Below are 2176 nucleotides of genomic sequence, written 5' to 3'. Positions count from 1 at the left end.
ATCAGTGAAAACGAGTAGGGCGGGACACGTGATATCCTGTCTGAATATGGGGGGACCATCCTCCAAGGCTAAATACTACTGACTGACCGATAGTGAACCAGTACCGTGAGGGAAAGGCGAAAAGAACCCCTGTGAGGGGAGTGAAATAGAACCTGAAACCGTGTACGTACAAGCAGTAGGAGCACCTTCGTGGTGTGACTGCGTACCTTTTGTATAATGGGTCAGCGACTTAATTTTAGTAGCAAGGTTAACCGTTTAGGGGAGCCGTAGGGAAACCGAGTCTTAACTGGGCGTACAGTTGCTAGGATTAGACCCGAAACCAGGTGATCTAGCCATGGGCAGGTTGAAGGTTGAGTAACATCAACTGGAGGACCGAACCGACTAATGTTGAAAAATTAGCGGATGACTTGTGGCTAGGGGTGAAAGGCCAATCAAACCTGGAGATAGCTGGTTCTCCCCGAAAGCTATTTAGGTAGCGCCTCGGACGAATACTACTGGGGGTAGAGCACTGTTAAGGCTAGGGGGTCATCCCGACTTACCAACCCTTTGCAAACTCCGAATGTGGGGTAGGGGAGCGTTCTGTAAGCCGTTGAAGGTGGTCTGTAAGGGCTGCTGGAGGTATCAGAAGTGCGAATGCTGACATGAGTAACGATAAAGGGAGTGAAAAACTCCCTCGCCGGAAGACCAAGGGTTCCTGTCCAACGTTAATCGGGGCAGGGTAAGTCGACCCCTAAGGCGAGGCCGAAAGGCGTAGTCGATGGGAAACGGGTTAATATTCCCGTACTTCTTACAATTGCGATGGGGGGACGGAGAAGGCTAGGTGGGCCTGGCGACGGTTGTCCAGGTTCAAGTACGTAGGCGGAAGAATTAGGTAAATCCGGTTCTTCTTAACGCTGAGATACGATGTCGAGCTACTACGGTAGTGAAGTCATTGATGCCATGCTTCCAGGAAAAGCCTCTAAGCTTCAGATTGTAAGGAATCGTACCCCAAACCGACACAGGTGGTCGGGTAGAGAATACCAAGGCGCTTGAGAGAACTCGGGTGAAGGAACTAGGCAAAATGGTACCGTAACTTCGGGAGAAGGTACGCTCTTATCAGTGAAGTCCCTTGCGGATGGAGCAGACGAGAGTCGCAGATACCAGGTGGCTGCAACTGTTTATTAAAAACACAGCACTGTGCAAAATCGTAAGATGACGTATACGGTGTGACGCCTGCCCGGTGCCGGAAGGTTAATTGATGGGGTTAGACTTCGGTCGAAGCTCTTGATCGAAGCCCCGGTAAACGGCGGCCGTAACTATAACGGTCCTAAGGTAGCGAAATTCCTTGTCGGGTAAGTTCCGACCTGCACGAATGGCGTAATGATGGCCACGCTGTCTCCACCCGAGACTCAGTGAAATTGAAATCGCTGTGAAGATGCAGTGTACCCGCGGCTAGACGGAAAGACCCCGTGAACCTTTACTACAGCTTGGCACTGAACATTGAACCTACATGTGTAGGATAGGTGGGAGACTTTGAAACCGCGTCGCTAGATGTGGTGGAGTCGTCCTTGAAATACCACCCTTGTAGTTTTGATGTTCTAACGTTGGTCCCTGAATCGGGATTACGGACAGTGCCTGGTGGGTAGTTTGACTGGGGCGGTCTCCTCCCAAAGAGTAACGGAGGAGCACGAAGGTGGGCTAAACACGGTTGGACATCGTGTGGTTAGTGCAATGGCATAAGCCCGCTTGACTGCGAGAATGACAATTCGAGCAGGTGCGAAAGCAGGTCATAGTGATCCGGTGGTTCTGAATGGAAGGGCCATCGCTCAACGGATAAAAGGTACTCCGGGGATAACAGGCTGATACCGCCCAAGAGTTCATATCGACGGCGGTGTTTGGCACCTCGATGTCGGCTCATCACATCCTGGGGCTGAAGTCGGTCCCAAGGGTATGGCTGTTCGCCATTTAAAGTGGTACGCGAGCTGGGTTTAGAACGTCGTGAGACAGTTCGGTCCCTATCTGCCGTGGGCGTTGGAAAATTGAAGGGGGCTGCTCCTAGTACGAGAGGACCGGAGTGGACGAACCTCTGGTGTTCGGGTTGTCATGCCAATGGCATTGCCCGGTAGCTAAGTTCGGAATCGATAACCGCTGAAAGCATCTAAGCGGGAAGCGAGCCCTGAGATGAGTTTTCCCTGAC

1 rRNA gene is annotated in these 2176 nt (G+C 51.8%); it reads left to right on the top strand.

Annotated features, from left to right (window positions below):
* Positions 1–2176: ribosomal RNA gene (locus tag F0251_RS24200) — 23S ribosomal RNA — on the top strand; the annotation flags it as partial.

It is taken from the genome of Vibrio sp. 070316B, from assembly GCF_013114115.1.
Lineage (GTDB): Bacteria > Pseudomonadota > Gammaproteobacteria > Enterobacterales > Vibrionaceae > Vibrio > Vibrio chagasii_B.
This window is presented reverse-complemented; position numbering and strand designations above follow the sequence as displayed.